Annotated in this window: 2 rRNA genes; both read right to left on the reverse strand. The window is 49.2% G+C overall.

From position 1 onward, the window contains the following. A 5S ribosomal RNA gene (gene rrf / locus E4T80_RS12475) occupies positions 1 to 84 on the reverse strand; the annotation flags it as partial. 192 nt (positions 85 to 276) lie between these two features. Further along, a 23S ribosomal RNA gene (locus tag E4T80_RS12480) occupies positions 277 to 3,175 on the reverse strand. Positions 3,176 to 3,336 lie beyond the last annotated feature (161 nt).

A 3,336-nucleotide genomic window follows, 5' to 3' on the forward strand; every position in this document is an offset into this window, starting at 1 on the left:
CCCCACACTACCATCGGCATCTCTGCGTTTCACTTCTGAGTTCGGAATGGAATCAGGTGGGTCCACAGCATTATGACCATCAGGAAAATCGGTGATGATGTTTGTTGTCTTTTCTCTTTATTTTATGCATTTCTCTTTATATTATGCATTGTTTGAGTCAGGCGGCTTTTATTCGCCTTTCTCTCGTTAAAATCGGAACAAGCTGTCTGAGTGTTTTTCTTGCTTTTGGTTTTTGCTTTCGCTTTGTCTGGTTTCTCAAAAACCCTTGAGCGTTGTATAGTTAAGCCGCTCGGGCAATTAGTATGGGTTAGCTCAATGTCTCACAACACTTACACACCCCACCTATCTACGTCGTAGTCTCCAACAACCCTTACAGTCTTATAGACTGGGAGAACTCATCTTAAGGCAAGTTTCGTGCTTAGATGCTTTCAGCACTTATCTTTTCCGCACGTAGCTACTCGGCAATGCGTCTGGCGACACAACCGAAACACCAGTGGTGCGTCCACTCCGGTCCTCTCGTACTAGGAGCAGCCCCTCTCAATTCTCCAACGCCCACGGCAGATAGGGACCGAACTGTCTCACGACGTTCTAAACCCAGCTCGCGTACCACTTTAAATGGCGAACAGCCATACCCTTGGGACCTACTTCAGCCCCAGGATGTGATGAGCCGACATCGAGGTGCCAAACACCGCCGTCGATATGAACTCTTGGGCGGTATCAGCCTGTTATCCCCGGAGTACCTTTTATCCGTTGAGCGATGGCCCTTCCATACAGAACCACCGGATCACTATGACCTGCTTTCGCACCTGCTCGACTTGTCTGTCTCGCAGTTAAGCTTGCTTCTACCATTGCACTAACCTGACGATGTCCGACCGTCATTAGCAAACCTTCGTGCTCCTCCGTTACACTTTGGGAGGAGACCGCCCCAGTCAAACTACCCACCAGACACTGTCCGAGACCGCGTTTCGCAATCTTCGTTAGAACATCAAACGTTAAAGGGTGGTATTTCAAGGACGACTCCATAGGCACTGGCGTGCCTACTTCAAAGTCTCCCACCTATCCTACACATTAAAATTCAATATTCAGTGTCAAGCTATAGTAAAGGTTCACGGGGTCTTTCCGTCTAGCCGCGGGTACACCGCATCTTCACGGCGATTTCAATTTCACTGAGTCTCGGGTGGAGACAGCCTGGCCATCATTATGCCATTCGTGCAGGTCGGAACTTACCCGACAAGGAATTTCGCTACCTTAGGACCGTTATAGTTACGGCCGCCGTTTACTGGGGCTTCGATCAGGAGCGTCTCTTTCGATAACACCATCAATTAACCTTCCAGCACCGGGCAGGCATCACACCCTATACGTCCACTTACGTGTTTGCAGAGTGCTGTGTTTTTAATAAACAGTTGCAGCCAGCTGGTATCTTCGACCGGTTCGCCCTTCACCCGCAGGGGGTTACAAGCTACGCCGGCGCACCTTCTCCCGAAGTTACGGTGCTATTTTGCCTAGTTCCTTCACCCGAGTTCTCTCAAGCGCCTGAGTATTCTCTACCTGACCACCTGTGTCGGTTTTCAGTACGGTTTAGTGATATCTGATGCTTAGTGGCTTTTCCTGGAAGCGTGGTATCGGTTACTTCGTGTCCGTAGACACTCGTCATCACGTCTCGGTGTTCAGAAATTCCGGATTTGCCTGGAATTTCCACCTACCGGCTTAAACGGACATATCCAACAGTCCGCTAACCTAACCTTCTCCGTCCCCACATCGCAATATCACCAAGTACGGGAATATTAACCCGTTTCCCATCGACTACGCTTTTCAGCCTCGCCTTAGGGGCCGACTCACCCTGCCCCGATTAACGTTGGACAGGAACCCTTGGTCTTCCGGCGAACGGGTTTTTCACCCGTTTTATCGTTACTTATGTCAGCATTCGCACTCGTGATACGTCCAGCGAACTTCTCAGTTCACCTTCATCCGCTTACACGACGCTCCCCTACCCAACAGATTGACTCTGATGCCGCAGCTTCGGTGCTATGTTTGAGCCCCGTTACATCTTCCGCGCAGGCCGACTCGACTAGTGAGCTATTACGCTTTCTTTAAATGGTGGCTGCTTCTAAGCCAACATCCTAGCTGTCTAAGCCTTCCCACTTCGTTTCCCACTTAACATAGACTTGGGGACCTTAGCTGGCGGTCTGGGTTGTTTCCCTCTCCACGACGGACGTTAGCACCCGCCGTGTGTCTCCTGAGTATCACTCTTCGGTATTCGCAGTTTGCATCGGGTTGGTAATCCGGGATGGACCCCTAGCCGAAACAGTGCTCTACCCCCGAAGGTGTTCGCTCAAGGCTCTACCTAAATAGATTTCGGGGAGAACCAGCTATCTCCCGGTTTGATTGGCCTTTCACCCCCAGCCACAGGTCATCCGCTAATTTTTCAACATTAGTCGGTTCGGTCCTCCAGTTAGTGTTACCCAACCTTCAACCTGCCCATGGCTAGATCACCGGGTTTCGGGTCTATACCTTGCAACTGTTCGCCCAGTTAAGACTCGGTTTCCCTACGGCTACCTTATTCAGTTAACCTTGCTACAAAATATAAGTCGCTGACCCATTATACAAAAGGTACGCAGTCACAGAACGAGTCTGCTCCCACTGCTTGTACGTACACGGTTTCAGGTTCTATTTCACTCCCCTCGCTGGGGTTCTTTTCGCCTTTCCCTCACGGTACTGGTTCACTATCGGTCAATCAGGAGTATTTAGCCTTGGAGGATGGTCCCCCCATCTTCAGACAGGATATCACGTGTCCCGCCCTACTTGTTACAAACTTAGTCCTTCCCATTAATTTTCGGATACGGGATTATCACCCTCTGTGATTCAACTTCCCAGTTGATTCTCCTAATTGATGAGATAACATTTGATGGCTACTCCGCGTTCGCTCGCCGCTACTGACGGAATCTCGGTTGATTTCTTTTCCTCGGGCTACTTAGATGTTTCAGTTCTCCCGGTTTGCCTCAACAAGCTATGGATTCACTTGTTGATAGTAGGTTCTTCACCTACTGGGTTTCCCCATTCGGACATCTTGGATTAAGCGTCTCTTATCGACTCATCCAAGCTTATCGCAGATTAGCACGTCCTTCATCGCCTCTGATTGCCAAGGCATCCACCGTGTACGCTTAGTCGCTTAACTATACAACCTCAAGGGTTTTCCTTGGAGTCGTATATTCTTACAACTGACTTGTCTGCCTTTTTACAGACAAGGATTGGTTTTTGCTTTGTTTTTACTCAGACTTTTCATTGCTTGAAAAATCTCTCAGTTTTCAGCTTGTTTCCAGTTTTTTAAAGAGCATC

The sequence above is a fragment of the Muribacter muris genome (assembly GCF_004569585.1).
Lineage (GTDB): Bacteria > Pseudomonadota > Gammaproteobacteria > Enterobacterales > Pasteurellaceae > Muribacter > Muribacter muris.